Genomic DNA, 23,742 nt, shown 5'->3' on the forward strand with positions numbered 1-23,742 from the left:
GGCGTCCAATCGCCCGATTTCGCCCCAACCCTTCGGGCAAGTGCCTTGCCGGGCGGTCTGCGGCGTTGCGGCGCTTGTTGGTAGCCGGGCTATCAACTGCGCACCGCGCCTTGCATCCCATCCCGGCAAGGCTCTTGCGCGGCCCTGAAAAAGCCGTAAACACGTTCTTGCAGCTATCCATAACCATCTGCAATCCCTATCCGCTGCTACACTCAATGAACTCTGCCTAATCCATTTGTGTCTGACTCTGCGGCCTCCCATCTCGTAGACCTGCGCGATCTGCGCCTGGACATTGCACACGCGCTCGTGGCGCAGGCAATCGGCAGCGAAGCGTCCCTGCAACGCGAAGCGCCGTCCCGCTACCTCCAAGGCCTGATCGACGGCCTGTGCGAGCTCTCCCTCAAGGACCCCCTGACCGGGCTGGCCAACCGCCGGCATTTCCGCGCCGTGCTCGAGCGCGAAATCGACCGCGTGACCCGGTCTGGCGAGGCCGCCCTGCTGCTGATGCTGGACATCGACCATTTCAAGGCCGTCAACGACACCCATGGCCACCTGGCGGGCGACGTGGTGCTGCAGTCGGTGGCGCGCACCCTGAGCGCCTGCGTGCGCCCCATGGACACCCTGGCGCGCTACGGCGGCGAGGAGTTCGCCGTGGTGCTGCCCGCCTGCCAGGCCGCCTTTGGCAAGGTGGTGGCCGAGCGCATCCGCCGCGCCGTGGCCAACACCCCCGTCAGGATCTCGCCCTCCGTGGAGCTGAACGTCACGGTCAGCATCGGCGGGGCCTTCGCCCTGCAGTGGATCCGCTCGACCACCCTGCTGTGGACCGACCGTGCCGACCACCAGCTCTACCAGGCCAAATCGTCGGGTCGCAACCGGGTGAGCATCGAAGAGCAGCCCGACAGCACCGTCAGTGCCGAAGAAAAGAGCCTGTTGTTCGGCCCCTTGTACACCCCCTCGGGCTGGGGTGACCTGCCCCCGCTGGACACAACAGGCAGCGCCAACTGAAAGTTAGAAGATGAGCGACGCGCTGTCCCCCCCACCCACATCCTCCGACGCCCCACCCTCGCCCGCGCTGCCACCCGGCGCGGCGGCCACCGGTGCGCGCATCATTGCCATCACCAGCGGCAAGGGCGGCGTGGGCAAGACCTTCGTGTCGGCCAACCTCGCGGCAGCCCTCACGCGCCGTGGCCAGCGCGTGCTGGTGCTTGACGCCGACCTGGGCCTGGCCAACCTGGACGTGGTGCTCAACCTGCACCCCAAGATCACGCTGCACGACGTGTTCACCGGCAAGGCCCTGCTGGAGGATGCCGTCATCCAGGCGCCCGGCGGCTTTTCCGTGCTGCTCGCCGGTTCGGGCATGGTGGAGTACTCGCGCCTCACGCCCGAGGTGCGCAACCAGTTCCTCAACGTGATCCAGGCGATCGCGCCCAACTACGACGTGATCCTGCTGGACACCGGTGCCGGCATCTCCGACGTGGTGCTGTTCTCGATTTCGCTGGCCTCCGAGGTGCTGATCGTGGCCACGCCCGAGCCGACCTCGCTGACCGATGCCTATGCCGCCATCAAGGTGCTGGCCATGCAGCAAAAGCGCCAGCATGTGCGCATGGTGATCAACCAGGCGGCCCGCCCGGGCGACGGCCGGGCCATCACCGGGCAGCTGCAGCAGGTGCTGGACCGCTTCGTGAGCACCGAGACCGGCCGTGGCGTGCGCCTGATCCACATGGGCGACATCCCGGCCGACCCGTCGGTGCGCGACGCGGTGATGCGCCGCCAGTTGCTGCTGCTGCAGACACCGGGCTGCCCGGCGGCACTGGCCATCGCCCAGCTGGCCAACAAGATCGAGACCACGCTGCTCGCCCCTGCAGCCTGAAGTAAAACACCCCCTGAGTCGCTTCGCGCCTTCACCCCTCTCTCATATTGCTTCGCAATCTGGGAGGGGGACGCCCCCAGCGCGGCGGGGCGGCCCTTGCGCGGGGGCACTGGCCTTGGGCGCGCCAGTTTCATGCGTCGCGGGCGGCGCGCAGCGCAATGAATAGCTGATACGAGCGGCCCACCAGCCCGGTTTGCGCGACAATCATGCCCGCCCGGAGCCCGCCTCCGGGCGGGCCATTTCTTTTCTGCCCAGCCCTTGCGAGCGCAACAGCGCCTATCCCCGTGAACGACGTCCTCAATATCTCCTGCTACAAGTTCGTGCCCCTGCCCGATGCCCAGGCGCTGCGCGACCTGCTGCACGAGCGTGCCGTGGCCGCGCAGCTCAAGGGCACCATCCTGCTGGCCGAGGAAGGCATCAACTTCTTCCTGGCGGGTCCGGCCGATGCCGTGCGCGGTTTCGTCGATGCGATGCGCAGCGATGCACGCTTTGCCGACCTCGCGCCCAAGGAGAGCTGGTCGGACACGGTGCCGTTTCGCAAGATGCTGGTCAAGGTCAAGCGCGAGATCATCCGCATGGACCACCCCACCATCCAGCCCTCCACCGGCCGCGCCCCGGCCGTGACGCCAGCCACGCTGCACCGCTGGCTGGCCCAGGGCCGTGACGATGAGGGCCGCGAAGTGGTGACGCTCGATACCCGCAACGCCTTCGAGGTGGACGAGGGCACGTTCGACCATGCCATCGACTGGCGCATCGACAAGTTCACCGAGTTCCCCCCCGCCCTGCGCGCCCACAAGGCCGAACTCGCGGACAAGACCGTGGTGAGCTTCTGCACCGGCGGTATCCGCTGCGAGAAGGCGGCCATCCTCATGCGCGAGGAAGGCCTCGACCACGTCTACCAGCTCGAAGGCGGCATCCTCAAGTATTTCGAGGAGACCGATGGCGCGCACTACCACGGTGGCTGCTTCGTCTTCGACGAGCGCCGGGTGCTGGCGTCCGACCTATCGACCGATACGCCACCCAAGGCCTGACTCAATCCGCGCGGAAGCGGTGCTCCGGCAGCGGGATGAATTCGGTCTCGCCGGGCACGGAGGTCATGCGGCCGGCCTCCCAGTCCGCGGCGGCCTGCACGATGCGTTCCTTGCGGCTGGAGACGAAGTTCCACCACATGTGGCGCGGGCCATCGAGCGCATCGCCGCCAATGAGCATCAGGCGCACGGCCTGCTCGCCCGCCTGAAGCCGCACAGGCGCAGCGGCACCGGCGGGCAGCACCGCCAGGGTGTGGTCGGGCAGCGGCTCACCATCGAGCAGCAGCGCAGCATCCACCGGGTAGAGCGCCATCTCCTGCGCCAGGGCCGGCGGCAGCTCCAGCACACCACCCGCAGGCAGTTGCACGTCCAGGTAAAGCGTGGGCGCATAGGTCGCCACGGGCGAGGTCTGGCCAAAGGCCGTGCCGATCAGCACGCGCACCACGGCATCGCCCACCCGCACTTCGGGAATCGCCGCGGCCGGGGTGTGCACGAAGGATGCGTCAACCTCCTCGGCCGCCACCGGCAGGGCCGCCCACAGCTGGATGCCATGGTTCACATAGGGCTGGTCCGCCAGCGACTCGGGCCGGCGCTCGGAGTGCACGATGCCGTTGCCGGCCGTCATCCAGTTGATGGCGCCGGGCTCGATCTGCTGCACATAGCCCAGGCTGTCGCGGTGCATGATGGCGCCCGAGAACAGGTAGGTCACCGTGGCCAGGCCGATGTGCGGATGGGGCCGCACATCGTGCGCGGCACCAGGCTCCACCGTCACCGGACCGAAATGGTCGAAGAAGATGAACGGCCCGACCGAGCGGCACTGCACGGCCGGCAGCAGGCGCCGCACGGTGAAGCCGCCCCCCAGGTCCTTGGCATGGCCGGACAGGCGCAGGACGGCGCTCATGGGCGTGCTCCAGCGCTGGAGGCGCAAAGGCGTTGGCATCGTTGCATGGTGGACTCCTGTGATCGTGGGGTTGGTGTCAGTTGGGTTGGAACCGGGCAGCCAGTTCGGCCACCCGCTGTCCCAGCACGCGGGCCGTGTCCAGATCGCCCCGTGCCATCTCGCCCGCGGAAGCGTCCGACGGCGACTGAGCCATGGCGCCGCTGTAGGCACCGAGCCAGTTCACGTCGTTGCGCGTGGCGGTCTTGGAGTTGGACGGCAGCACGCCCGCCCCCACCCACAGGCCGCCATGCTGCATGGCCAGGTGGAACAGGTAGTCGAGCGTGATCTGCTTGTCGCCATTGGTGGCGGCGCTGTTGGTAAAGCCGGCGAACAGCTTGTCCTTCCAGGCCTGGCTGAACCAGGGCTTGGACGAAGCGTCGGCAAAGCGCTTGAACTGCCAGCTCGGCCCGGCCATGTAGGTGGGCGAGCCGAAGATGATGGCGCTGGCGGCGGCCAGGGTTTCCCAGCCGCCCTCGGGCAGGCTGCCGTCCGCATCGATGGCGATCAGCTCGGCACCCGCACCATCGGCCACGGCCTGGGCCATGCGCTGGGTGTGGCCATAGCCCGAGTGGTAGACGACAGCGACGTGCGGCATGCGGCGTTTCCTTGAGAGTTCAAAGCGCCATCATGCCGCAGGATGGTGGCCTCAGCGCGAAGAACGGCGCGCGTCCACGCTCCAGCCGCCGGCTCCGAAGGCGGCCAGGGCCAGCAGGCCGCCGACGACGCCCACATTCTTGAAGAACATCAGCTGCTGCATCATCTGCTTGTCGGCCGGCAGGGCCCAGTAGGCATGGAAGAAGAAGCTCGCCACCAGCGTGAAGAACGCCAGGGCCAGGGCCGCAAAGCGGGTACCGACGCCGAAGATCAGGGCCAGGCTGCCCAGCACTTCCACGGCAGCGGCAATCGCAGCGGCCACGGTGGGCATGGGCAGGCCGACCGAGCTGATGTAGCCCACGGTGCCGGCAAAGCCGGTGAGCTTGCCGATACCGGCGGGCAGGAACAGAGCGGCCAGCAGCAGGCGCGAAGCCAGGGCCAGGGGGTTTTGCAGGGAATTGAACATGGTGGACTCCTTCAGGTGACAGGTAAAAAGCGGTGGATGGATGGATGGGAGAAAGCGGGTCAGGGTGCGAGATCGAATACCAGCACCTCGGCATCCTGGCCCTCAGTCAGTGCCAGGGCTGTTTCCTGCTCGATCAGCGCAGCGTCGCCTGCCGACAGGGCCTGGCCATTGGCCTTCAGGCTGCCGCGCACCAGGTGCACATAGGCCTTGCGCGCCGGGTCGAGCACCAGGCTCGCCGACTCGCTGCCGTCGATCAGGCCGGCATAGAGCGTGGCGTCGGCATTCACCCGGACGGAGCCCTCGGCGCCATCGGGCGATGCCACGCGCCGCAACCGGCCGCGCTTTTCGGCATCGGCAAAGGTCTTTTGCTCGTAGCCGGGCGCCACGCCCTGCACGTCGGGCAGCAGCCAGATCTGCAGGAAATGCGTGGTCTGGCCCTCGGCGTGGTTGAACTCGCTGTGCTGCACGCCCGTGCCTGCGCTCATGCGCTGCACGTCGCCGGGCGGAATGCCCTTGACGTTGCCCATGCTGTCCTTGTGGGCCAGCTCGCCCGACAGCACGTAGCTGATGATCTCCATGTCGCGGTGGCCATGGGTGCCGAAGCCCATGCCCGCAGCGATGCGGTCTTCGTTGATCACGCGCAGGTTGCCAAAGCCCATGTGCTCGGGATCGTAGTAGCCCGCGAACGAGAAGCTGTGGTACGAATGCAGCCAGCCATGGTCGGCATAGCCGCGGTCTTGGGATTTGCGAACAGTCAGCATGGTGTGTGCCCCTTTCAAGACTCGACTGTAGGCCTCTGCCCCGGGCACCGGGGGCTGGCGTATTGATGGCATGATTCAAAAAAATTGAATTAACATGGCAACACCATGCAAAACCCACGCGATGTGCTGACCCCGGACAGCCTGACCATGCTGCAGGTGATCGCCGAGGCCGGCAGCTTTGCCGCCGCGGCGCGGCAGCTCGGCCTGGTACCCAGCGCCCTGACCTACCGCGTGCGCCAGATCGAAGACGCGCTCGATGTGCTGCTCTTTGACCGCAGCGCGCGCCAGGCCCGCCCCACCGAAGCAGGCGCGGAACTGCTGCGCGAGGGCACGCGCGTGCTGCAGGAGATCGATGCCGTGGCCCACCGCGTGCGCCGCGTGGCCACGGGCTGGGAGCCGCAGCTCACGCTGTCGGTCGATGGCGCGATCTCGCCGCACACCATGATGGAGCTGGTGGACGCCTTCTACGCCATGGCCCCGCCCACGCGCCTGAAGCTGCGCGACGGCATCATGACCGGCACGCTGGAGGCCCTGACCTCGGGCCGGGCGGACCTGGCCATCGGCGTGACCATTGCCGGCTCCAGCGTGGCAGGCCTGCAGCAGGCGCCGCTGGGCGACGTGCTGTTCATCTATGTCGTGGCGCCCCACCACCCCCTGGCCAACGAACCAGAGCCGATCACCGACGCGACCCTGCTGCAGCACCGCGCCGTGGCCGTGGCCGACTCCGCCCTGCGCGGAGGCGCCACCATGGGCCTGCTGGGCGGGCAGGACGTGCTCACCGTGGACACCATGCAGGCCAAGGTGCGCGCCCAGCTGCGTGGCCTGGGCGGCGGCTTCCTGCCCGAGCCCATGGTCCGGCCCTACCTGGAGGCCGGGCGCCTGGTGGCGCGCAAGGTGGCCCGGCCCGAACGCCTGGTGCGCGTGAACTATGCCTGGGGCGGCCCGGGCTTCACCGCGCCCGGCCGCGCGCTGCAGTGGTGGCTCAACCAGCTGCAAAGCCCTGCCACGCGGCGCGCACTGCTGGAAAACCACCATCATTTCTGATGCGCAGCCCTGTGCCGGGCGTGTAGAGTGGTCCATGCCGGAGTTTTTCAGCCAACCGTTCCCGAAAGGCCTCCCATGAGCAAACCCATCTCCCGCCCCGCCAAACGGCCCCGACGCCCCGCAGCCGCCCCGGCCAAGGCAGCCACCCCCTCCTCCTCACCCGCTGCCGGCGCCCCATCTCCCCGGCATTTCGCCATCATCGGCGCCGGCATGGCCGGCATCGCCTGTGCCCGCACCCTGGTACAGGCAGGGCACCAGGTCACCGTCTTCGAAAAATCCGCCGCCGCCGGCGGGCGCACGACCACCATCGACTCGCCCTTCGGCGGCTTCGATGCCGGCGTGCAGTATTTCACCGTGCGCGACGCCCGCTTTGCGCGCGCCATCGACACCGTGCCCGGCCTGTGCAAGCGCTGGAGCGCCAATTCCGTGCGTGTGCTCGACGCGGCCGGCCGCGTGACCGCCGCCGGCCTGCCCACGCGCGAGGCCCACTGGGTCGCCAGCCCCGGCATGCAATCGCTGGTCACCGCCTGGGCCGAGCCGCTGGCCCAGGCCGGCCGGCTGCTCACCCACACCCGCGTCACGCGCATCGAGCACGACGCCCTGAATGCCACCGGCTGGCAGCTGCGCACCGAAGACCCCGATGGCGGCCAGCATGTGTACGCCGGCTTCGACGCCGTACTGCTGGCCCAGCCCGCCACGCCCGCGCAGGCCTTGCTGTCCACCTCGGGGATCGACAGCAGTCTGTCGCCGGCCCTCTCCAGTGTGGCCATCGCCCCCTGCTGGACGCTGATGCTGGCCTACCCGCAGGCCGTGCGCCCCGGCCTGACCACGCTGGGACCGCAGTGGAATGCCGCACGCAGCACACACCACCGCATTGCCTGGCTGGCGCGCGAATCCTCCAAGCCCGGCCGCCCCAGCGTGGAGCGCTGGACCGTGCAGGCCAGCCCCGCTTGGTCGGCCGAACACCTGGAAGACGATGCCGAGCGTGTGCAGGCCAAGCTGATCAAGGCCTTTGCCGAGGTGACCGGCATCCGCGCCCAGCCTGCACACGCTCAGACCCAGCGCTGGCGCTATGCGCAGACCACGCACCCCCTGGGCCGCAGCCATCTGTGGGATGCCCAGGCCGGACTGGGCGCCTGCGGCGACTGGTGCCTGGGCCACCGCCTCGAAGATGCCTTCGTGTCCGGACTGGAGCTGGCCCTGGCCGTGGCATGACGGGAGGTGGCGCCCCGGCGGGGACCTATGTCGGTCGTTTCGCCCCCTCGCCGACGGGCCCGCTGCATGCGGGCTCGCTGGTGGCCGCCCTGGCCAGCTGGCTCGATGCCCGTGCTGCGGGAGGCCGCTGGCTGGTGCGCATCGAGGACGTGGACACGCCGCGCTGCATCCCGGGCGCGGGCGAGTTCATCCTGCAGCAACTGGCCACCTGCGGCCTGGTGCCCGACGCTCCGCCGCTGTGGCAATCTGCACGCGGCACCATCTATCAGCAGGCCCTGGACCACCTGGTGGCCGAGGGCGCTGCCTACCCCTGCGCCTGTTCGCGCAAGGACATCGAGGAGGCCCAGCTCGCGCTCGGCCATGCGCGCGAGCGCCATGCGGCCCTGCCCTATCCCGGCACCTGCCGCCATGGCCTGAACGGGCGGGCAGGCCGCTCCTGGCGCTTTCGCGTCCCGGCGGGGCTGCCCCCGACGGAATGGACCGACCGGCGCCTGGGCGCCCAGCGGCAGGATGTGGCCTCGGACATCGGCGACTTCGTGCTGCGCCGCGCTGATGGCCTGTGGGCGTACCAGCTGGCCGTGGTCGTCGATGACGCGGCCCAGGGCATCACCCACATCGTGCGCGGGGAGGACCTGGCCGACAACACGCCGCGCCAGATCCTGCTGCAGCGTGCGCTCGGCGTGGCCACGCCGCAGTACCTGCATACCCCTTTGGTCTGCGGTGACAATGGCGAAAAGCTGTCCAAGCAGAACGGCGCCCAGGCCCTGGACCTGGGCCAGCCCGTGCGGGCGCTGGAGCAGGCTGCACGGGCCCTGGGCCTGCCTGCGCTGGCACATCCACACAACACTTGCAGTGGCGATGCGCTGGCGCAATGGGTCAGAGCGTGGTCCAGAAACTACAATGGCCCATCGTGACCGAACTGCAACCCCTTTCTCCCGCCGCTGACAAGGCGGCCCCCGCGGCCAAGGCGCCACGGCAACCCGGCGATGGCGCTGTGCCCGCCGGTGTGACCCACCCCAAGACCATCAAGAGCTTCGTGCGCCGCGCTGGGCGCACCACCACAGGCCAGGCCAAGGCCTTCGAAGACCTGGGCCCGCGCTTCCTGCTGCCCTATGCCGCCGCCCCGCTCGACGCCGCTGCCGCCTTCGGCCGCACGGCCCCGCTGATCCTGGAGATCGGCTTCGGCATGGGCGAGGCCACGGCGCATATCGCGCGCGTGCGCCCGGACGACAATTTCCTGTGCTGCGAAGTGCACGAGCCCGGCGTGGGGGCCCTGCTCAAGCGCATCGGCGAACAGGAGATCGGCAATATCCGCATCCTGCAGCACGATGCCGTGGAAGTCATCGACCACATGCTGGCACCGGCCAGCCTCGATGGCGTGCATGTCTTCTTTCCCGACCCCTGGCACAAGACCAAGCACAACAAGCGCCGGCTGATCCAGCCGCCGCTGGTGGCCAAGCTGGCCGCCCGGCTCAAGCCCGGCGGCTACCTGCACTGCGCCACCGACTGGGAACCCTACGCCCAGCAGATGCTGGAGGTGCTGGGTGCCGAGCCGCTGCTGGCCAATACCGCCGAAGGCTTTGCACCGCAGCCCGACTACCGCCCGCTGACCAAGTTCGAGAACCGCGGCCTGCGCCTCGGGCATGGCGTCTGGGACATCGTGTTCGTACGGCGCAACTAGCTGCGCCCCCTTTACCGGACCGCCACCACCCCGCCTATGAAGCCCATTCTGCAACACCTGGTTGAAATGACCGGCCACCGCGACCACTTGCGGCTGGAGGTGTCGGTGCTCTCCACCTTGCAAAAGCTCAGCGGCATCAAGGCGGTCCGGGCGCTGGAGCTGTTCACCGACAAGGGCGTGGCCCATGTGCGGCCTCGCACCTGGGTCGAAGAGGGGCAACTGGTCTCCACCGATTCCGAGGCCGCGGCCGACCCGCGGCGCGAACTGCTGGAGCAGTACTCCGAGCTGTGCGAATGTGTGAAAAACCAGGGCGACAGCGCGCTGGCGCACCGCCCCGGGCGCCACACGCTCTGGCTGCCGGTGTGGATGCACGAGAAGGTCAGCACCTGCCTGGAAGTCACCCAGTCGCGCCCCTTCTCGGCGCACAAGCTCGAGGTGATCAAGGGCGTGTTCCTGGTCTACCAGAACTACCAGAACCTGCTGGACTACAGCGAGCGCGACGCGCTCACGGGCCTGTTCAACCGCAAGACCTTCGACGAGCAGTTCTCGCGCAATGCCGCCAGCGGCCTGAGCAGCAGCCGCCCGCAGGGCGCCGAAGCGCTGGTCAACGAGGAAGTGACGACCGACAGCGAGCCCGCACAGAACTGGCTGGCCGTGGTGGACATCGACCATTTCAAGCTGGTCAACGACCGCTTCGGCCACCTCTACGGCGACGAGGTGCTGATCCTGATCGCCAACATCCTGCGCAGCTCGTTCCGCTCGCACGACCGCATCTTCCGCTTCGGTGGCGAGGAGTTCGTGGTGCTGCTGCGCAACATCACGCTGGCACGCGCGCACAAGGTGTTCAACCGCTTCCGCGAGACCGTGCAGGAGTACGACTTTCCGCAGGTGGGCCGGGTAACGGTCAGCCTGGGCTTCGTGGGCACCTCGCGCGGCTCGCCGGTCGAGATCCTGGGCCAAGCCGACCAGGCGCTCTACTACGCCAAGGAGCATGGCCGCAACCAGGTCTGCTTCTACGAAGACCTGGTGGCAGGCGGGCACCTGACCGCCAAAGTCGCCAACGACGACGTCGAATTGTTCTGACCGACCCGCCCGGCCCACTACAGGCGACCGGTGCACGCATCAACGGCTGAACGCCTTGTTCAACGCCGCCAGCAACTCCTTGCGCGACTGCTCGCGCGCTACCGGGTGGCCGCCCACATGCACGCCCTGCCCCGGATACACCCCATTGGGCACATCGGTGCGCAGGCGCAAGGGCACGGTGCTGTCGAAGCCGTGGTAGGCCCCGTCGTAGGCCACGACCCGCACCTCGCGGCCGCCCGAGGCATCGCTGCGCGGTGCGGCCAGGGCCTGGCAAGGGGCGGCGGGGGTCCAGTCGTCCGCCTTGCCCACCAGCATCAGCGTGTCGGTCGCCGGCCGGTAGCCGCCGCGCAGGTCGGAGCCGCAGCCCGGGTAGAAGGCCACCGACAGGCGCGGCAGCACCTTGGTGGCCGCCACGTCGGCATGGCGCAGGTTGCTGGCGGCCAGCACGGCACTGCCGCCGTGCGACCAGCCCAGCAGCGCCAGGCGCTGGCCGTCCACGCCCGGCTGGGCCGCCAGCCACTGCAGGGCGGCCAGGGCATCGCGCCGCCGGTCGTTTTGGTTGATCTTGCGCGTGCCCACGCGCTGGGTGCACAGCTCTTTTTCGCCGCGCGGCGTCAGGGAATCCACGGCCAGCGCATGCCAGCCCTGCTCGTTGAGCAGGGCCGCATACTCGCGCATGCGCTCGGCCGGCTGGCCGCGCCGGTTGAGCATGCCACCACAGCCGTGCAGCAGCAGCACGGCCGGCTGGGGCTTGAGGACGTCCTTGCCGCCCACCGGGGCCAGCGCCGCCGGCGGGCGGTACCACCAGGCCTGCAAGCTCACGGTGCCGCCGGAATCACCGGCGGGCGCCGGAAACTGCACCCGCTCGACCGCCTCCAGGGAAAGCTGCGCCCGGGCCGGCGATACCAGCCCCAGCAGGCCGATCAGCCCCAGTGCACCCGCACGCCAGGCCGCGATGAAAGGGGTTGGCACGGGGCGGCCCATTCGATGTGCCTGCTGTCCGTGCCCTGGCCCGGTCCGTGGCCTCAGGCGCGTTCGCGCACCCAGGCCTCGACGCTGGCCAGCGCGGCCGGCACGCCCGCAGCGTTGGTGCCGCCGGCCATGGCCATGTCGGGCTTGCCGCCGCCCTTGCCGCCGACCTGCTGGGCCACGAAGTTGACCAGTTCGCCGGCCTTGACCTTGCCCACGCTGTCGGCCGTCACGCCCGCAGCGATCTGTACCTTGTCGCCGTCGATGGCGGCCAGCACGATGGCCGCGGTCTTGAGCTTGTCCTTGAGCTTGTCCATGGTGTCGCGCAGGGCCTTGGCGTCGGCACCGGGCAGGGCCGCGGCCAGCACCTTGATGCCGTTCACGTCCACCGCCTGGTTCACCAGTTCGTCGCCCTGGCTCGATGCCAGCTTGCCCTTGAGCGCGGCGATTTCCTTTTCCAGCGCCTTGATGCTGTCCAGGGTCTGGCCAATGCGGCTGTTGAGCTCGGCCACGGGGGTCTTGAAGCTGCCGGCCGCCTGGGTCACGGTGTCTTCGAGCTGCTGCAGGTAGGCCAGCGCATTCGTGCCGGTTACGGCCTCGATGCGGCGCACGCCAGCGGCCACGCCACCTTCGGCCACCACCTTGAACAGGCCGATGTCGCCCGTGCGCTGCACGTGCGTGCCACCGCACAGCTCGCGGCTGGTGCCGATGTCGAGCACGCGCACGGTCTCGCCGTACTTCTCGCCGAAGAGCATCATGGCGCCGGTCTTCTGGGCCGATTCGATGTCCATCACGCGCGCCTGGGTGGGCACGTTGGCCAGCACTTCCTCGTTCACCAGGCGCTCGATCTCGCGCACCTGGGCATCGGTCACGGGCGCGTTGTGGGCAAAGTCGAAGCGCGTGCGCTCGGCGTTCACCAGGCTGCCCTTTTGCTGCACATGGCTGCCCAGCACTTCGCGCAGGGCCTTGTGCATCAGGTGGGTGGCCGAGTGGTTGCGCACCGTGGCGGCGCGCAGGGCCGTGTTGACCTCGGCCTGCACCGTGTCGCCCACATTCAGCGTGCCCTCTTCGAGCGTGCCGTGGTGGCCGTACACGTCGGCCTTGATCTTGAGCGTATCGCCCACCGCAAAGCGCGCCGAGCCGCTGGTGATGACGCCTTCGTCACCCACCTGGCCGCCGCTTTCGGCATAGAAGGGGGTGGTGTCGAGCACCACCACGCCATTCTGGCCGGCCTTGAGGGCCGCGGTGCTGGTGCCGTCCACGTAGATGGCGGTGATCTTGGCGCTTTCGGTCAGTTGCTCGTAGCCGGTGAAGCGGTTCACCTCGCCCGTGTACTCCAGGGCCTTGTCCATCTTGAACTTGCCGGCAGCACGGGCCTGGGCCTTCTGCTTTTCCATGGCGACCTTGAAGCCGGCTTCGTCCACTTCGACATCGCGCTCACGGCAGACGTCGTTGGTCAGGTCCAGCGGGAAGCCATAGGTGTCGTGCAGCTTGAAGGCCACGTCGCCAGGCAGCACCTTGGCACCGCCGGCCAGGGCGGCGTCGAGGATTTCCATGCCGTTGGCCAGGGTCTCGAAGAAGCGTTCTTCCTCGGCCTTGAGCACTTCGGTGATGCGCTGCTCCTGCTCGCGCAGCTTGGGATAGGCGTCACCCATCAGGCGCACCAGTTCGGCCACCAATTTGTGAAAGAACGGGGTCTTCTTGCCCAGCTTGTAGCCATGGCGGATGGCGCGGCGCACGATGCGGCGCTGCACGTAGCCGCGCCCTTCGTTGCTCGGGATCACGCCGTCGCTCACCAGGAAGGCGGTGGCGCGGATGTGGTCGGCGATCACGCGCAGGCTCTTGTTGTTCAGGTCGGCCACGCCGGTTTCGCGGCCGGCGGCCTTGATCAGCGCGTCGAACAGGTCGATCTCGTAGTTGCTGTGCACGTGCTGCAGGATGGCGGCCAGGCGCTCCAGGCCCATGCCGGTATCCACACAGGGCGCAGGCAGCGGCGTGACCGAGCCGTCCTCGGCCATGTCGAACTGCATGAACACGTTGTTCCAGATCTCGATGAAGCGGTCGCCGTCTTCATCGGGGCTGCCTGGAGGGCCGCCGGGGATGTGGTCGCCGTGGTCGTAGAAGATCTCGCTGCAGGGGCCGCAGGGGCCGGTGTCGGCCATCATCCAGAAGTTGTCGGACTTGTAGCGGCCGCCCTTGTTGTCGCCAATGCGGATCACGCGCTCGGGCGGCAGGCCGATTTCCTTGGTCCAGATGTCGTAGGCCTCGTCGTCCTCTTCGTACACGGTAGCCAGCAGGCGCTCGGCCGGCAGCTTGTACACGGTGGTCAGCAACTCCCAGGCCCACTTGAGCGACTCGCGCTTGAAGTAGTCGCCAAAGCTCCAGTTGCCCAGCATCTCGAAGAAGGTGTGGTGGCGTGCGGTGTAGCCCACGTTCTCCAGGTCGTTGTGTTTGCCGCCGGCACGCAGGCAGGCCTGCACCGACACCGCGCGGTTGTAGGGGCGCTTGTCCGTGCCCAGGAACACGTCCTTGAACTGCACCATGCCCGAGTTGGTGAACATCAGCGTGGGGTCGTTGCCGGGCACCAGCGAGCTCGAGGCCACGATGGTGTGGCCCTTGGAGGCAAAGAAGTCCAGGAAGGACTTGCGGATGTCGGCAACCGAGAACGATGGCGTGGTGTTGTTGGTCATGTGCGAAAAGGGGCAACAGGCCTGGATCAGTGAGGGGCCTCGCGCACGCGGCGCAGCCACCCGGTTTATGGGGAGAACCCACGATTCTATCGAGACCGCGGGGTGAAACGGCCTGCCAGGCCCAGAGACACCGCACGCCACTGTCGCGCGGGCGCGCCAGCGGAGCTTGCGGCGGCATTTCGCCCCCGGCATTCGGGCCTGCACCAGCCGCGCCTGCAACGGCATGCCCTGCCCCTCCTGCAGCGCTTCAGCATGGTGCCGGTTGCCCCGCAATGGGGCGAACGCTCCCGGGAATCCCGTCTTTTGAGGGCTTTTTGCACCTCCAAGCGCAAACCTGGCTGGCACGCAAGCTGCTAAATACCCTGACAAGATATTTCAAATATTTTCTTAATATATTTATTAACCCTCTCGCATCAGCTTTCTTCCCGTTCTTTGTCCTTCCTCTTTTTTCCCAGGAGTCCATCCATGAGCAATCCCCGCTGGCAAGGCATCTTCCCCGCCATCACCACCAAGTTCCACGCCGATGAGAGCATCGATGCCGAAGGCACGGCGCGCCACATCGACTTCCAGATCCGCAACGGCATCCACGGCCTGGTGACCTGCGGCTCGCTGGGCGAGGCCAGCACCCTCACGCTGGAAGAAAAGCTGCAGGTCGCCAAGATCGCGCTGGAAGCCGCCGACGGCCGCATCCCCGTGCTGGCCAACGTGTCGGAAACCAGCACCCGCGAGGCGCTGCGCTACATCGATGGCGGCAACAAGCTGGGCGTGGCCGGCTACATGGTGATGCCCTCGGTGATCTACGTGGCCGATGCGCGCGAGGCCATGGCCAATGTGCGCGCCATGGCCAAGGCGGCGCAAAAGCCGCTCATGGTCTACAACAACCCGGTGGCCTACCGCGTGGACCTCAAGCCCGAACACATGCTGGAGCTGGCCGACTGCGAGTGGATCGCCGCCATCAAGGAGAGCACGGACAACATCCGCCGCATCACCGACCTGCGCAACACCGTGGGCGACCGCTACCAGCTCTTCCTGGGCGTGGACGACCTGGCCTACGAAGGCCTGGCCCTGGGCTGCGATGGCCTGCTGGCCGGTGTGGGCTGCGCCTTCCCGCGCGAGACCGTGGCGCTGTACGACCTGATGAAGGCCGGCCGCTTTGCCGAGGCACTCAAGCTCTACCAGTGGATGACGCCCATGCTGCACCTCGATGTGTCGACCAAGCTGGTGCAGAACCTCAAGCTCATCGACCTGCTGGTGGGCGTAGGCACCGAACACATGCGCCGCCCGCGCCTGCCGCTGATCGGCGAGGAGCGTGCCTTCGTCGAGCGCATCGTGAAAAAGGCGCTGGAGACGCGCCCCACCGAGTACCAGTCGGTCGCCTGAGCGCCGGCTGTCCCCTCACCCCCCTCCCCTTCATCGAAAAGGCTTCCCATGACAGGTACATCGACTGGATTCATGACCCCCGTGGCGCTCGCAGCCGCATTGGCGCTGCTGTCGGCCCCGGCATCCGCGCAGGAGCAGGTGGTCAAGATCGGCCACAGCGGCCCGCTGTCCGGCCCCAACGCGTTCGCGGGCAAGGACAACGAGAACGGCGTGCGCCTGGCCGTGGAGGAGCTCAACGCCAAGAAGATCGTGGTGGGGGGCAAGACCCTCAAGTTCGAGTTGGTCTCGGAAGACGACCAGTGCGACGCCCGCACCGGCGTGAGCGTGGCGCAAAAGCTCGTGGACAGCGGCGTGAAGTTCGTCATGGGCCCGTACTGCTCGGGCGTGGCCATTCCGGCCTCGCGCGTCTACAACGAGGGCGGGGCCATGGTGTCCACCGTGGGCACCAACCCCAAGGTGACCGAGAACGGCTACAAGAACCTGTTTCGCATCATCGCCAGCGACACCCAGATCGGCTCGAACATGGCCGTGTATGCGGCCAAGGAACTCAAGGTCAGGCAGGTCGCCGTGATCGACGACCGCACCGCCTTCGGCCAGGGCGTGGCCGAGCAGTTCAGCAAGGAGGCGAAGAAGCAGGGCCTCACGGTGGTGGGCCAGGAATTCACCACCGACAAGTCCACGGACTTCCTGTCCATCCTCACCAGCCTCAAGGGCAAGCAGCCCGAGGCCATCTTCTTCGGCGGCTACGCCCCGCAGGCCGCGCCCATGGCGCGGCAGATGAAGCAGCTGGGACTGACGGCCAAGCTGCTGGGTGGCGACACCCTGTGCAGCCCCGAGGTCGGCAAGCTCGGCGGCGAGGCCGTCAACGACACCGTGGTCTGCGCCCAGGGCGGCACCATGCTCGACAAGGTGGCCGCGGGCCCGGCCTTCAAGGCCAAATACAAGGCACGCTTCAAGCAGGACGCCGATGCCTATGCGGCCTCGTACTACGACCAGGTGATGTTCATGGCAGAGGCCATGCAGAAGGCTCAGTCCACCGACCCCGCCAAGGTCGGCGCACAGATGGGCCAGCTGAGCCACCAGGGCGTGGCCGGCACCTACGCCTACGACGACAAGGGCAACCTCAAACAGGCGCCGATCACGGTGCTGACCTTCAAGAACACGGCCCCCGTCCCCCTCGCCAGCTATTGACACCGCGCGGGGATCGCTACGATCCCCGCATCCAACCCTCAGCGACTGACCATGACCCCCAACCGCGCCATGCAACGCATCCAGATCCTCGACTCCCACACCGGGGGGGAACCCACGCGCCTTGTGGTCGGCGGCTTTCCCGACCTGGGTGCAGGCAGCATGGCCGAGCGCCGCGCGCTGCTGGCCAGCCAGCACGATGCCTGGCGCGCCGCCACGGTGCTGGAGCCGCGCGGCAACGACGTGATCGTGGGGGCCTTGCTGTGCACTCCACAGGACCCGGCCAACGCGGCGGGCGTGATCTTCTTCAACAACACCGGGTACCTGGGCATGTGCGGCCACGGCACCATCGGCCTGGTGGCCTCGCTGGCCTACCTGGGCCGCATCCAACCGGGCGAGCATGGCATCGAGACGCCCGTGGGCACGGTGACGACCACGCTGCACGAAGATGGTTCGGTCAGCGTGCGCAATGTGCCGGCCTACCGGCTGCACCAGGGCCTGTCGCTCACGGTGCCGGGCATCGGCACCGTCACGGGCGACGTGGCCTGGGGCGGCAACTGGTTCTTTTTGATGAGCGAGCATGGCCAGCGCGTGGCCAGCGACAACCTGCAGGCCCTGACCGACTACACCTGTGCCATCCAGCAGGCCCTGAAGGACCAGGGCATCCGCGGCGACAACGGTGGCGAGATCGACCACATCGAACTGTTTGCCGATGACGAGGTGGCCGACAGCCGCAACTTCGTACTCTGCCCGGGCCGCGCCTACGACCGCTCGCCCTGCGGCACGGGCACCAGTGCCAAGCTGGCCTGCCTGGCGGCAGACGGCAAGCTTCAGCCCGGCCAGGTGTGGCGCCAGGCCAGCATCATCGGCAGCAGCTTCGAGGCCAGCTACCAGCCCGATGCCACGCCGGGCCGCATCATCCCCACCCTGCGCGGCAGTGCCCACATGAGCGCCGAGGCCACGTTGCTGATTGCACAGGACGACCCGTTTGCCTGGGGCATCCGTCTCTAAGGCCATGCTACAAGCTGCGGATGTGATCGTCGTCGGTGCCGGCATGGTGGGCGCGGCCTGCGCCCACCTGCTGGCCAACGCCGGCCTGTCGGTTCTGGTGCTCGATGCGCGCCGCGGCGGCGCCACGCAGGCCGGCATGGGCCACCTGGTGGTGATGGACGACAACGCCGCCGAGCTGGCGCTGAGCCAGGCCTCATTGGAACAATGGCACATCTGGGGCCCGCGCATGAATGCCGACCTGCCGGGCTGCGCGTATTCCAACTGCGGCACGCTCTGGATCGCTGCCAACGCCGAGGAAATGGCTGGCGCAGAAGCCAAGGCCGCGGGCCTGCGTGCGCACGGCATTGCCTGCGAACTGCTGGACGCCGCCACACTGGCCCGGCTGGAGCCGGCACTGCGCCCCGGCCTGCACGGCGCGCTCAAGGTGGGTGGCGACAGCGTGGTCTATGCGCCCAATGCCGCGCAATGGTTGCTCGCGCACGCGGCCCGGCCCATCACCGTCGAACATGCCCAGGTGGAGCGCATCGAGGGCCGGCGTGTGCACCTGGTCGATGGCAGCGTGCGCGAGGGCGGCACCGTGCTGCTGGCCGCGGGCATCCACGCCACCGACCTGTGCCCCGGCCTGCCGATACGCCCCAAGAAGGGGCACCTGGCCATCACCGACCGCTACCCCGGCACCGTGCGCCACCAGTTGGTGGAGCTGGGCTACATCATCAACGCGCACCAGAGCGATGGCACCTCGGTCGCCTTCAACCTGCAGCCGCGGCCCACGGGGCAGTTGCTCATTGGCTCCTCGCGCCAGTTCGACACCACCGACCCGGCCATCGACAACGCGGTGCTGGCACGCATGCTGCAGCGCGCGCTGGCGTATGTGCCGGGCCTGGCCGAGCTCAACGCCCTCCGCACCTGGACCGGCTTTCGCGCGGCCACGCCCGATGGTCTGCCCCTCATCGGCCGCCACCCCCACCACAGCGACCTGTGGCTGGCCGTGGGCCACGAAGGCCTGGGCGTGACCACGGCGCCGGCCACGGCCCAGCTGCTGGCCGCGCAGATCACGGGCGCCACGCCGCCACTGGACCCGGCGCCCTATTCCCCCGACCGCTTCGACCTGGGTACCCCGGCATGAGCACCGCCCCCACCCTCCAGATCCATGCCGATGGCGTGCGCCTGCAGGTCGCCAGCGGCACCAGCGTGGCGGCCGCGCTGGCCCAGGTGCCGCCCGGGCGCACACGCACCTCCGTCACCGGCCAGCCGCGCGCACCGCTGTGCGGCATGGGCGTGTGCCATGAGTGCCGCGTGCGCATCGACGGCCACGTGCGCCTGGCCTGCCAGACCCTGTGCACCGAGGGCATGCAGGTCCATACCGATACCGGAGCCCCCAGGCCATGACCGCTTGCACTCCACTCCAGGCGCCCACGCGCTGCGACATCCTCATCATCGGCGCCGGCCCTGCGGGCATGGCGGCGGCGCTGGCCGCCGCCCCCAGCGGCGCAGCCATCACCCTCGTGGACGACAACCCCGAGGCCGGTGGTCAGATCTGGCGCGATGGCCCGGGCGCCAGCCTGCCCCCGCTGGCCCGCGCGCACCGCGAGGCGCTGGCCCGGCACGCCAACATCACCCTGCTGCTCGGCACGCGCGTGGTAAGCCTGGGCGATGCGCCAGCCCATGGCGAGGCCCCCACCCTGCTGCTCGAAGATGCCGAGCGTGGCTGGGCCCAGCACAGCCACAGCCTCATCCTGTGCACCGGCGCGCGCGAGCTGCTGCTGCCTTTTCCGGGCTGGACGCTGCCGGGCGTGACCGGCGCGGGCGGCCTGCAGGCCCTGGTCAAAGCCGGTCTGCCGGTGAAGGGCCAGCGCATCGTGGTCGCAGGCACCGGCCCGCTGCTGCTGGCGGCGGCCGCCACCGCCGCCAAGGCGGGCGCCCAGGTGGTGCGCGTGGCCGAGCAGGCGGGCTGGCGCGCACTCGCGGGCTTTGCTGCGCAACTGCCGCGCTGGCCCGCCAAGGCCGTGCAGGCGCTCACGCTGCTGCAGCCGCAACTGCGCGCAGGCAGCCATGTGCTCGAAGCCCAGGGCGATGGCCAGGTGCAAGCCGTGCGCCTGCGCATGCCCTCGGGCGAGGAAAGCATCGCCTGCGAGCGCCTGGCCTGCGGCTTCGGCCTGGTGCCCAACACCCACCTCGCGCAGATGCTGGGCTGCGCTTTGGGCGGGCCACTGAGCCATGGCCTGGGCCTGCAGGTCGATGCCCAGATGCGCACCAGCGTGGCCAATGTCTACGCAGCCGGCGAATGCACGGGCTTTGGCGGCAGCGAGCGTGCACTGGCGCAGGGCGCCCTCGCCGGCCATGCCGCTGCGGCTGACACCACGCCGGTGCACGCGCTGCAGGCCACGCTGCGCCGCTGGGAAGGCTTTGCCCGGGCGCTGCAGCATTCCTTCGCACTGGACGAGTCCCTGAAAACCCTGGCACGCCCAGACACGCTGGTGTGCCGCTGCGAAGACGTACCCCATGCAGCGCTGGCCGGCTGCGGCGGCTGGATCGACGCCAAGCTGCACACGCGCTGCGGCATGGGCGCCTGCCAGGGCCGCATCTGCGGGGCCGCCACGCAGCAACTCTTCGGCTGGACACCGGCGCCAGCGCGCCACCTGCTCGCACCAGCACGCATCGCCACGCTCGCCGCGGCCCCTGGCGGCGACCCGCCGGGCTGACGCACGCCCTTGGTGGGCGCTTACGCCCCCAGGCCCGGCATCCATTTTGCTTCTACATATATCAGCAGCATATTTATCGCACCCGTTCCGGTCTCCCGTTCACAAGCATCCACAACAAACCGACGCCATGGCCACTGATTTCACCCTCCCCGCCTCCCCGCGCGCGCCCGTGCGCTGGCTGCTGGATTTCTCCGGCTGGCTGCTGCGCATGGAACGCCATGCGCTGACGGCCCTGATGGCGCTGTTGATCCTGCTGATCCTGCTCAATGTGGTGACGCGCTACACCGGCATGCCCATCTACTGGGTCGACGAGGCGGCGGTGTACACGGTGGTGTGGCTGACCTTTGTGGGTGCCTCGGTCATGACGCGGCTGCGCATGGACTTCGCCGTGACCATGCTCACCGACCAGTTGGGCGCGCGCGGCGCACGGGTCGCCAAGTCGGTGGCCACCCTGGGCGTGACGGCCTTCGGCGCGGCCATGCTGTGGATGTGCTGGCTGTGGATGGACCCCATCGGCATCGCACGCTACGGTTTCGATGCCAAGGAGTACGCGGCCGAGAGCTTCAATTTCCTCTACACCGAGCGCACGCAGACGCTCAACTGGCCCACCTGGGTGCTGCAGCTGATCCTGCCGGTCTTCTCGGCCACCTTCAGCGTGCATGCGCTGGCCAACCTGCTCGAAGACCTGGGTGCGGCCGAGCGGCGCACGCACCCCGGCTTCGACGTGGTCAACGCCGACGCCGTGAACTGACCCCGGAAGCGCCCCATGATCACCACCCTCTTCTTCACCATCGCGCTCCTGGTGGGCGTGCCCATCGGCGTGTGCCTGTGCCTCTCGGGCATCGTCTACATCGTCGCCACCGGCGGCACGGTGCTGTTCCAGTCGTTTCCCATGCAGATGTTCGCGGGGGTGGACAGCTATGGGCTGATCGCCATCCCGCTGTTCATCCTGATCGGCGAGATCATGAACAGCGGCGGCATCACGCGCCGGCTGGTGGACCTGTCCATGGCCTTCATCGGCTCGGTCAAGGGCGGCCTGGCCTACGTGAACATCCTGGCCAACATGCTGGTCTCGTCCATCATCGGCTCGGCCACGGCGCAGGTGGCCATCATGTCGCAGGTCATGGTGCCCGAGATGGAAAAGCAGGGCTACGACAAGACCTTCGCGGCCGGCCTCACGGTCTACGGCGGCATGCTCGGGCCCATCATCCCGCCCTCGGTGATGTTCGTGGTGTTCAGCGTGCTGGCCCAGGTGGCCGTGGGCGACATGCTGATCGCCGGCATCCTGCCCGGCGTGCTGCTCACGCTGCTGTTCTTCATCGTGATCGCCCTCATGGGCTTCATCTACGACTACCCGCGCAGCGAAAAGCGCACGCTGGCCCAGCGCGCACGCACCATCGTGCAGGCCAGCCCCACGCTGCTGATCCCCATCGTGATCGTGGGCTCCATCCTCGGTGGCATCGCCAACCCCACCGAGGCTGCGGCCGTGGGCGCCCTGGCGTCGGCGCTGGTGGGCCGCTATGTGACCAAGGAATTCCGCTTCAACGCCATCCCGGCCATCCTGCTGCGCTCGGCCATCTACTCGGCCATCGTGCTGTTCCTGGTGGCGGCGGCAGCCGTGTTCTCGTGGCTGCTGATCTACGGCAAGGTACCGCAGATGGTGGCGGCGTGGATACAGACCGTGGCGCACGACCCCGTCACCTTCCTGCTGCTGGCCAATGTGATCCTGCTCATCATCGGCACGGTGATCGACGGCATTCCGGGTCTCATCATGACCGTGCCCATCCTGCTGCCGATCGCCACCGAGGTCTACCACATCGACCCGCGCCACTTCGGCGTGGTGGTGGTGGTCAACCTGGTGCTGGGCCTGATGACGCCACCCGTGGGCCTGAGCTTCTTCGTCGCCTCGGCCGTGACCGGGGCCAAGCCCGGAAAGATGTTCATCGTCACGCTGCCCTTCTTCCTCATCAGCTGCGTGGCGCTGGTGCTGCTGTCGCTGTTCCCCAGCCTGTCGCTGGCGTTGCTCGAGTAGCGCCGCCCTTCCCCCATCCCGTTCCCGCCTGTCCCTTCCCCGACCAAGGAGAGTCCACCATGACCACCACCCGCCGCCAGTTCATCCAGCGCCATGCCGTGGCCGCTGCCGCCACCGTCGCCGCCCCGCTCGTGTTCGCACAGGGTGCGGGCGCCAAGGAATTCCGCCTGGGCCTGATCACCCCGGCCGGCCACTCATGGAACCGCGCCGCGCTGCAGTTCGGCGAGGCGCTCAAGAAAGAAAGCGAAGGCCGCCTGAGCGTGACCGTGTTCCACTCGGGCCAGCTCGGCAACGAGGCGGCCATGATGCAGCAGCTGCAGTCGGGCGCGCTGGACATGGGCTGGATCCAGGCGGCCGAACTGGGCTCGCGCGTGGCCAGCGTCGCGGCCATCAACGCGCCCTACCTGGTGCGCTCCACCCCCAGCGTGGCCAAGCTGGTCAAGCACCCGGCGGCCACCAAGCTGCTGGAGGTGCTGCCGCGCGAGACCGGCACCATCGGCCTGGGCTGGGGCATTACCGGCATGCGCGCGGTGTTCTCCACCAAGGACATCGCCAGCCCCACCGACCTCAAGGGCATGAAGCTGCGCATCAACCCCACGCCGGTGTACCGCGACTTCTACCAGATGCTGGGCGCCGCGCCCACGCCCATCCCCACGCCCCAGGTGTTCGACGCCATGAGCAACGGCCAGGTGGATGGGCTAGAGGCCGACATCGAGTTCTCGTGGAACCAGCGCTTCGACAAGGTCGCCAAGACCCTGCTGCAGATGAACGCGCTGTTCATGCCCTTCGCGCCGCTGGTCTCGGGCCGCATCTGGCAGGGGCTGGACGCCAAGGACAAGGAGCTGATCCGCAAGCTCGTGGCCCAGTCGCTCGATGCGCAGATCAACGACATCGTGACCACCGAGGCCGGCCTGATCGACAAGTTCAAGGGCACCTCCATCGCGTTCAAGACCGCCTCGTCCTTCAACCCCGATGCCAGCATCCAGGAGTTCGACAAGCTGTGGCTGCCCAAGGCCCCGCAGATCGCCGAGTTGCGCAAGGCCGGGGCCACGCTGTGAATTAAGATCGGCACAGGGCGCCCTGCCATG

23 protein-coding genes are annotated in these 23,742 nt (G+C 68.3%); 17 read left to right on the forward strand and 6 right to left on the reverse strand.

All coding sequences use genetic code 11. The features are described from left to right. Nucleotides 1–237 precede the first annotated feature (237 nt). The 3 genes from AC3WOH_RS23465 to AC3WOH_RS23475 all read left to right on the forward strand — a co-directional run bounded on the left by AC3WOH_RS23465 (nt 238) and on the right by AC3WOH_RS23475 (nt 2,901). On the forward strand, nt 238–1,005 hold the full coding sequence (locus tag AC3WOH_RS23465; protein ID WP_184863674.1) for a GGDEF domain-containing protein: 768 nt from the start codon (nt 238–240) through the stop codon (nt 1,003–1,005). A 10-nt stretch (nt 1,006–1,015) separates the two neighbouring features. Continuing rightward, nucleotides 1,016–1,870 (forward strand): MinD/ParA family protein, encoded by an 855-nt coding sequence (locus AC3WOH_RS23470; RefSeq protein ID WP_492231737.1) that lies wholly within the window; start codon nt 1,016–1,018, stop codon nt 1,868–1,870. Between the two features lie 284 nt (nt 1,871–2,154). Further along, nucleotides 2,155–2,901, forward strand: coding sequence for a sulfurtransferase (locus tag AC3WOH_RS23475; RefSeq protein ID WP_492231739.1), 747 nt, complete (start codon nt 2,155–2,157; stop codon nt 2,899–2,901). A gap of 1 nt (nt 2,902) precedes the next feature. Here AC3WOH_RS23475 and AC3WOH_RS23480 read toward each other — a convergent pair whose 3' ends face one another. The 4 genes from AC3WOH_RS23480 to AC3WOH_RS23495 form a co-directional block, all read right to left on the reverse strand. Then, a complete protein-coding gene (locus AC3WOH_RS23480) occupies nt 2,903–3,799 on the reverse strand; it encodes a pirin family protein (protein WP_492231740.1) in 897 nt (298 codons plus the stop codon). Nucleotides 3,800–3,875: 76 nt separating this feature from the next. Beyond that, nucleotides 3,876–4,433: a flavodoxin family protein gene (locus AC3WOH_RS23485; protein ID WP_492231741.1), complete on the reverse strand. Its 558-nt coding sequence runs from the start codon at nt 4,431–4,433 to the stop codon at nt 3,876–3,878. Nucleotides 4,434–4,484: 51 nt separating this feature from the next. Next, nucleotides 4,485–4,898 (reverse strand): DoxX family protein, encoded by a 414-nt coding sequence (locus tag AC3WOH_RS23490; RefSeq protein WP_492231742.1) that lies wholly within the window; start codon nt 4,896–4,898, stop codon nt 4,485–4,487. Nucleotides 4,899–4,957: 59 nt separating this feature from the next. Then, entirely contained in the window at nt 4,958–5,659 is a 702-nt protein-coding gene (locus tag AC3WOH_RS23495) for a pirin family protein (protein WP_492231743.1), read from the reverse strand. A 105-nt stretch (nt 5,660–5,764) separates the two neighbouring features. Here AC3WOH_RS23495 and AC3WOH_RS23500 point away from each other — a divergent pair, with 105 nt between their 5' ends. The 5 genes from AC3WOH_RS23500 to AC3WOH_RS23520 all read left to right on the forward strand — a co-directional run bounded on the left by AC3WOH_RS23500 (nt 5,765) and on the right by AC3WOH_RS23520 (nt 10,682). Continuing rightward, nucleotides 5,765–6,703 (forward strand): LysR family transcriptional regulator, encoded by a 939-nt coding sequence (locus AC3WOH_RS23500; protein WP_184863687.1) that lies wholly within the window; start codon nt 5,765–5,767, stop codon nt 6,701–6,703. 210 nt (nt 6,704–6,913) lie between these two features. Then, complete coding sequence (locus AC3WOH_RS23505) at nt 6,914–7,918, forward strand: NAD(P)/FAD-dependent oxidoreductase (RefSeq protein WP_492231838.1); 1,005 nt, start codon at nt 6,914–6,916, stop codon at nt 7,916–7,918. Continuing rightward, on the forward strand, nt 7,915–8,832 hold the full coding sequence (gene gluQRS, locus AC3WOH_RS23510; RefSeq protein WP_492231745.1) for a tRNA glutamyl-Q(34) synthetase GluQRS: 918 nt from the start codon (nt 7,915–7,917) through the stop codon (nt 8,830–8,832). The genes AC3WOH_RS23505 and gluQRS overlap by 4 nt, the downstream gene beginning before the upstream one ends. Continuing rightward, nucleotides 8,790–9,599 carry a tRNA (guanosine(46)-N7)-methyltransferase TrmB gene (gene trmB, locus AC3WOH_RS23515; RefSeq protein WP_492231746.1) on the forward strand — a complete coding sequence of 270 codons (810 nt, stop codon included), beginning with the start codon at nt 8,790–8,792 and terminating at the stop codon, nt 9,597–9,599. The genes gluQRS and trmB overlap by 43 nt, the downstream gene beginning before the upstream one ends. A 36-nt stretch (nt 9,600–9,635) precedes the next feature. Then, entirely contained in the window at nt 9,636–10,682 is a 1,047-nt protein-coding gene (locus AC3WOH_RS23520; RefSeq protein WP_492231747.1) for a GGDEF domain-containing protein, read from the forward strand. Between the two features lie 39 nt (nt 10,683–10,721). Here AC3WOH_RS23520 and AC3WOH_RS23525 read toward each other — a convergent pair whose 3' ends face one another. Next, nucleotides 10,722–11,654, reverse strand: a complete 933-nt coding sequence (locus AC3WOH_RS23525) for a dienelactone hydrolase family protein (RefSeq protein ID WP_492231748.1) — start codon at nt 11,652–11,654, stop codon at nt 10,722–10,724. 53 nt (nt 11,655–11,707) lie between these two features. Then, on the reverse strand, nt 11,708–14,341 hold the full coding sequence (alaS, locus tag AC3WOH_RS23530) for an alanine--tRNA ligase (protein WP_492231749.1): 2,634 nt from the start codon (nt 14,339–14,341) through the stop codon (nt 11,708–11,710). A 465-nt stretch (nt 14,342–14,806) separates the two neighbouring features. On the opposite strand from alaS, the gene AC3WOH_RS23535 reads away from it, so the two are divergent. The 9 genes from AC3WOH_RS23535 to AC3WOH_RS23575 all read left to right on the forward strand — a co-directional run bounded on the left by AC3WOH_RS23535 (nt 14,807) and on the right by AC3WOH_RS23575 (nt 23,712). Further along, nucleotides 14,807–15,721, forward strand: a complete 915-nt coding sequence (locus AC3WOH_RS23535) for a dihydrodipicolinate synthase family protein (protein WP_184863702.1) — start codon at nt 14,807–14,809, stop codon at nt 15,719–15,721. A gap of 48 nt (nt 15,722–15,769) precedes the next feature. After that, entirely contained in the window at nt 15,770–16,912 is a 1,143-nt protein-coding gene (locus AC3WOH_RS23540) for a branched-chain amino acid ABC transporter substrate-binding protein (RefSeq protein ID WP_492231750.1), read from the forward strand. A gap of 69 nt (nt 16,913–16,981) precedes the next feature. Then, entirely contained in the window at nt 16,982–17,920 is a 939-nt protein-coding gene (locus AC3WOH_RS23545) for a 4-hydroxyproline epimerase (protein ID WP_492231839.1), read from the forward strand. A 4-nt stretch (nt 17,921–17,924) separates the two neighbouring features. Then, nucleotides 17,925–19,046: an NAD(P)/FAD-dependent oxidoreductase gene (locus AC3WOH_RS23550; protein WP_492231751.1), complete on the forward strand. Its 1,122-nt coding sequence runs from the start codon at nt 17,925–17,927 to the stop codon at nt 19,044–19,046. Then, nucleotides 19,043–19,309, forward strand: coding sequence for a (2Fe-2S)-binding protein (locus tag AC3WOH_RS23555; RefSeq protein ID WP_492231752.1), 267 nt, complete (start codon nt 19,043–19,045; stop codon nt 19,307–19,309). Before AC3WOH_RS23550 ends, AC3WOH_RS23555 begins: the two co-directional genes overlap by 4 nt. Further along, the gene (locus AC3WOH_RS23560) at nt 19,306–20,622 is read left to right on the forward strand and encodes an FAD-dependent oxidoreductase (RefSeq protein WP_492231753.1); all 1,317 of its coding nucleotides are present in this window, start codon (nt 19,306–19,308) and stop codon (nt 20,620–20,622) included. The genes AC3WOH_RS23555 and AC3WOH_RS23560 overlap by 4 nt, the downstream gene beginning before the upstream one ends. Before the next feature lie 127 nt (nt 20,623–20,749). Further along, nucleotides 20,750–21,373 (forward strand): TRAP transporter small permease, encoded by a 624-nt coding sequence (locus AC3WOH_RS23565; protein WP_492231754.1) that lies wholly within the window; start codon nt 20,750–20,752, stop codon nt 21,371–21,373. A gap of 15 nt (nt 21,374–21,388) precedes the next feature. Continuing rightward, nucleotides 21,389–22,654, forward strand: coding sequence for a TRAP transporter large permease (locus AC3WOH_RS23570; RefSeq protein WP_492231755.1), 1,266 nt, complete (start codon nt 21,389–21,391; stop codon nt 22,652–22,654). 59 nt (nt 22,655–22,713) lie between these two features. Beyond that, entirely contained in the window at nt 22,714–23,712 is a 999-nt protein-coding gene (locus tag AC3WOH_RS23575) for a TRAP transporter substrate-binding protein (protein ID WP_492231756.1), read from the forward strand. Nucleotides 23,713–23,742: the final 30 nt, after the last annotated feature.

The organism is Acidovorax sp. FW305-C-20-28, assembly GCF_058783375.1.

Excerpts from the sequence above, each read along its gene's own strand:
- AC3WOH_RS23470 (WP_492231737.1), top strand. The coding sequence starts at position 1,016 with ATGAGCGACGCGCTGTCCCCCCCACCCACATCCTCCGACGCCCCACCC.
- AC3WOH_RS23480 (WP_492231740.1), bottom strand. The coding sequence starts at position 3,799 with ATGAGCGCCGTCCTGCGCCTGTCCGGCCATGCCAAGGACCTGGGGGGC.
- AC3WOH_RS23485 (WP_492231741.1), bottom strand. The coding sequence starts at position 4,433 with ATGCCGCACGTCGCTGTCGTCTACCACTCGGGCTATGGCCACACCCAG.
- AC3WOH_RS23490 (WP_492231742.1), bottom strand. The coding sequence starts at position 4,898 with ATGTTCAATTCCCTGCAAAACCCCCTGGCCCTGGCTTCGCGCCTGCTG.
- AC3WOH_RS23495 (WP_492231743.1), bottom strand. The coding sequence starts at position 5,659 with ATGCTGACTGTTCGCAAATCCCAAGACCGCGGCTATGCCGACCATGGC.
- AC3WOH_RS23500 (WP_184863687.1), top strand. The coding sequence starts at position 5,765 with ATGCAAAACCCACGCGATGTGCTGACCCCGGACAGCCTGACCATGCTG.
- AC3WOH_RS23505 (WP_492231838.1), top strand. The coding sequence starts at position 6,914 with ATGGCCGGCATCGCCTGTGCCCGCACCCTGGTACAGGCAGGGCACCAG.
- gluQRS (WP_492231745.1), top strand. The coding sequence starts at position 7,915 with ATGACGGGAGGTGGCGCCCCGGCGGGGACCTATGTCGGTCGTTTCGCC.
- trmB (WP_492231746.1), top strand. The coding sequence starts at position 8,790 with ATGGGTCAGAGCGTGGTCCAGAAACTACAATGGCCCATCGTGACCGAA.
- AC3WOH_RS23520 (WP_492231747.1), top strand. The coding sequence starts at position 9,636 with ATGAAGCCCATTCTGCAACACCTGGTTGAAATGACCGGCCACCGCGAC.
- alaS (WP_492231749.1), bottom strand. The coding sequence starts at position 14,341 with ATGACCAACAACACCACGCCATCGTTCTCGGTTGCCGACATCCGCAAG.
- AC3WOH_RS23535 (WP_184863702.1), top strand. The coding sequence starts at position 14,807 with ATGAGCAATCCCCGCTGGCAAGGCATCTTCCCCGCCATCACCACCAAG.
- AC3WOH_RS23540 (WP_492231750.1), top strand. The coding sequence starts at position 15,770 with ATGACAGGTACATCGACTGGATTCATGACCCCCGTGGCGCTCGCAGCC.
- AC3WOH_RS23545 (WP_492231839.1), top strand. The coding sequence starts at position 16,982 with ATGCAACGCATCCAGATCCTCGACTCCCACACCGGGGGGGAACCCACG.
- AC3WOH_RS23550 (WP_492231751.1), top strand. The coding sequence starts at position 17,925 with ATGCTACAAGCTGCGGATGTGATCGTCGTCGGTGCCGGCATGGTGGGC.
- AC3WOH_RS23555 (WP_492231752.1), top strand. The coding sequence starts at position 19,043 with ATGAGCACCGCCCCCACCCTCCAGATCCATGCCGATGGCGTGCGCCTG.
- AC3WOH_RS23560 (WP_492231753.1), top strand. The coding sequence starts at position 19,306 with ATGACCGCTTGCACTCCACTCCAGGCGCCCACGCGCTGCGACATCCTC.
- AC3WOH_RS23565 (WP_492231754.1), top strand. The coding sequence starts at position 20,750 with ATGGCCACTGATTTCACCCTCCCCGCCTCCCCGCGCGCGCCCGTGCGC.
- AC3WOH_RS23570 (WP_492231755.1), top strand. The coding sequence starts at position 21,389 with ATGATCACCACCCTCTTCTTCACCATCGCGCTCCTGGTGGGCGTGCCC.
- AC3WOH_RS23575 (WP_492231756.1), top strand. The coding sequence starts at position 22,714 with ATGACCACCACCCGCCGCCAGTTCATCCAGCGCCATGCCGTGGCCGCT.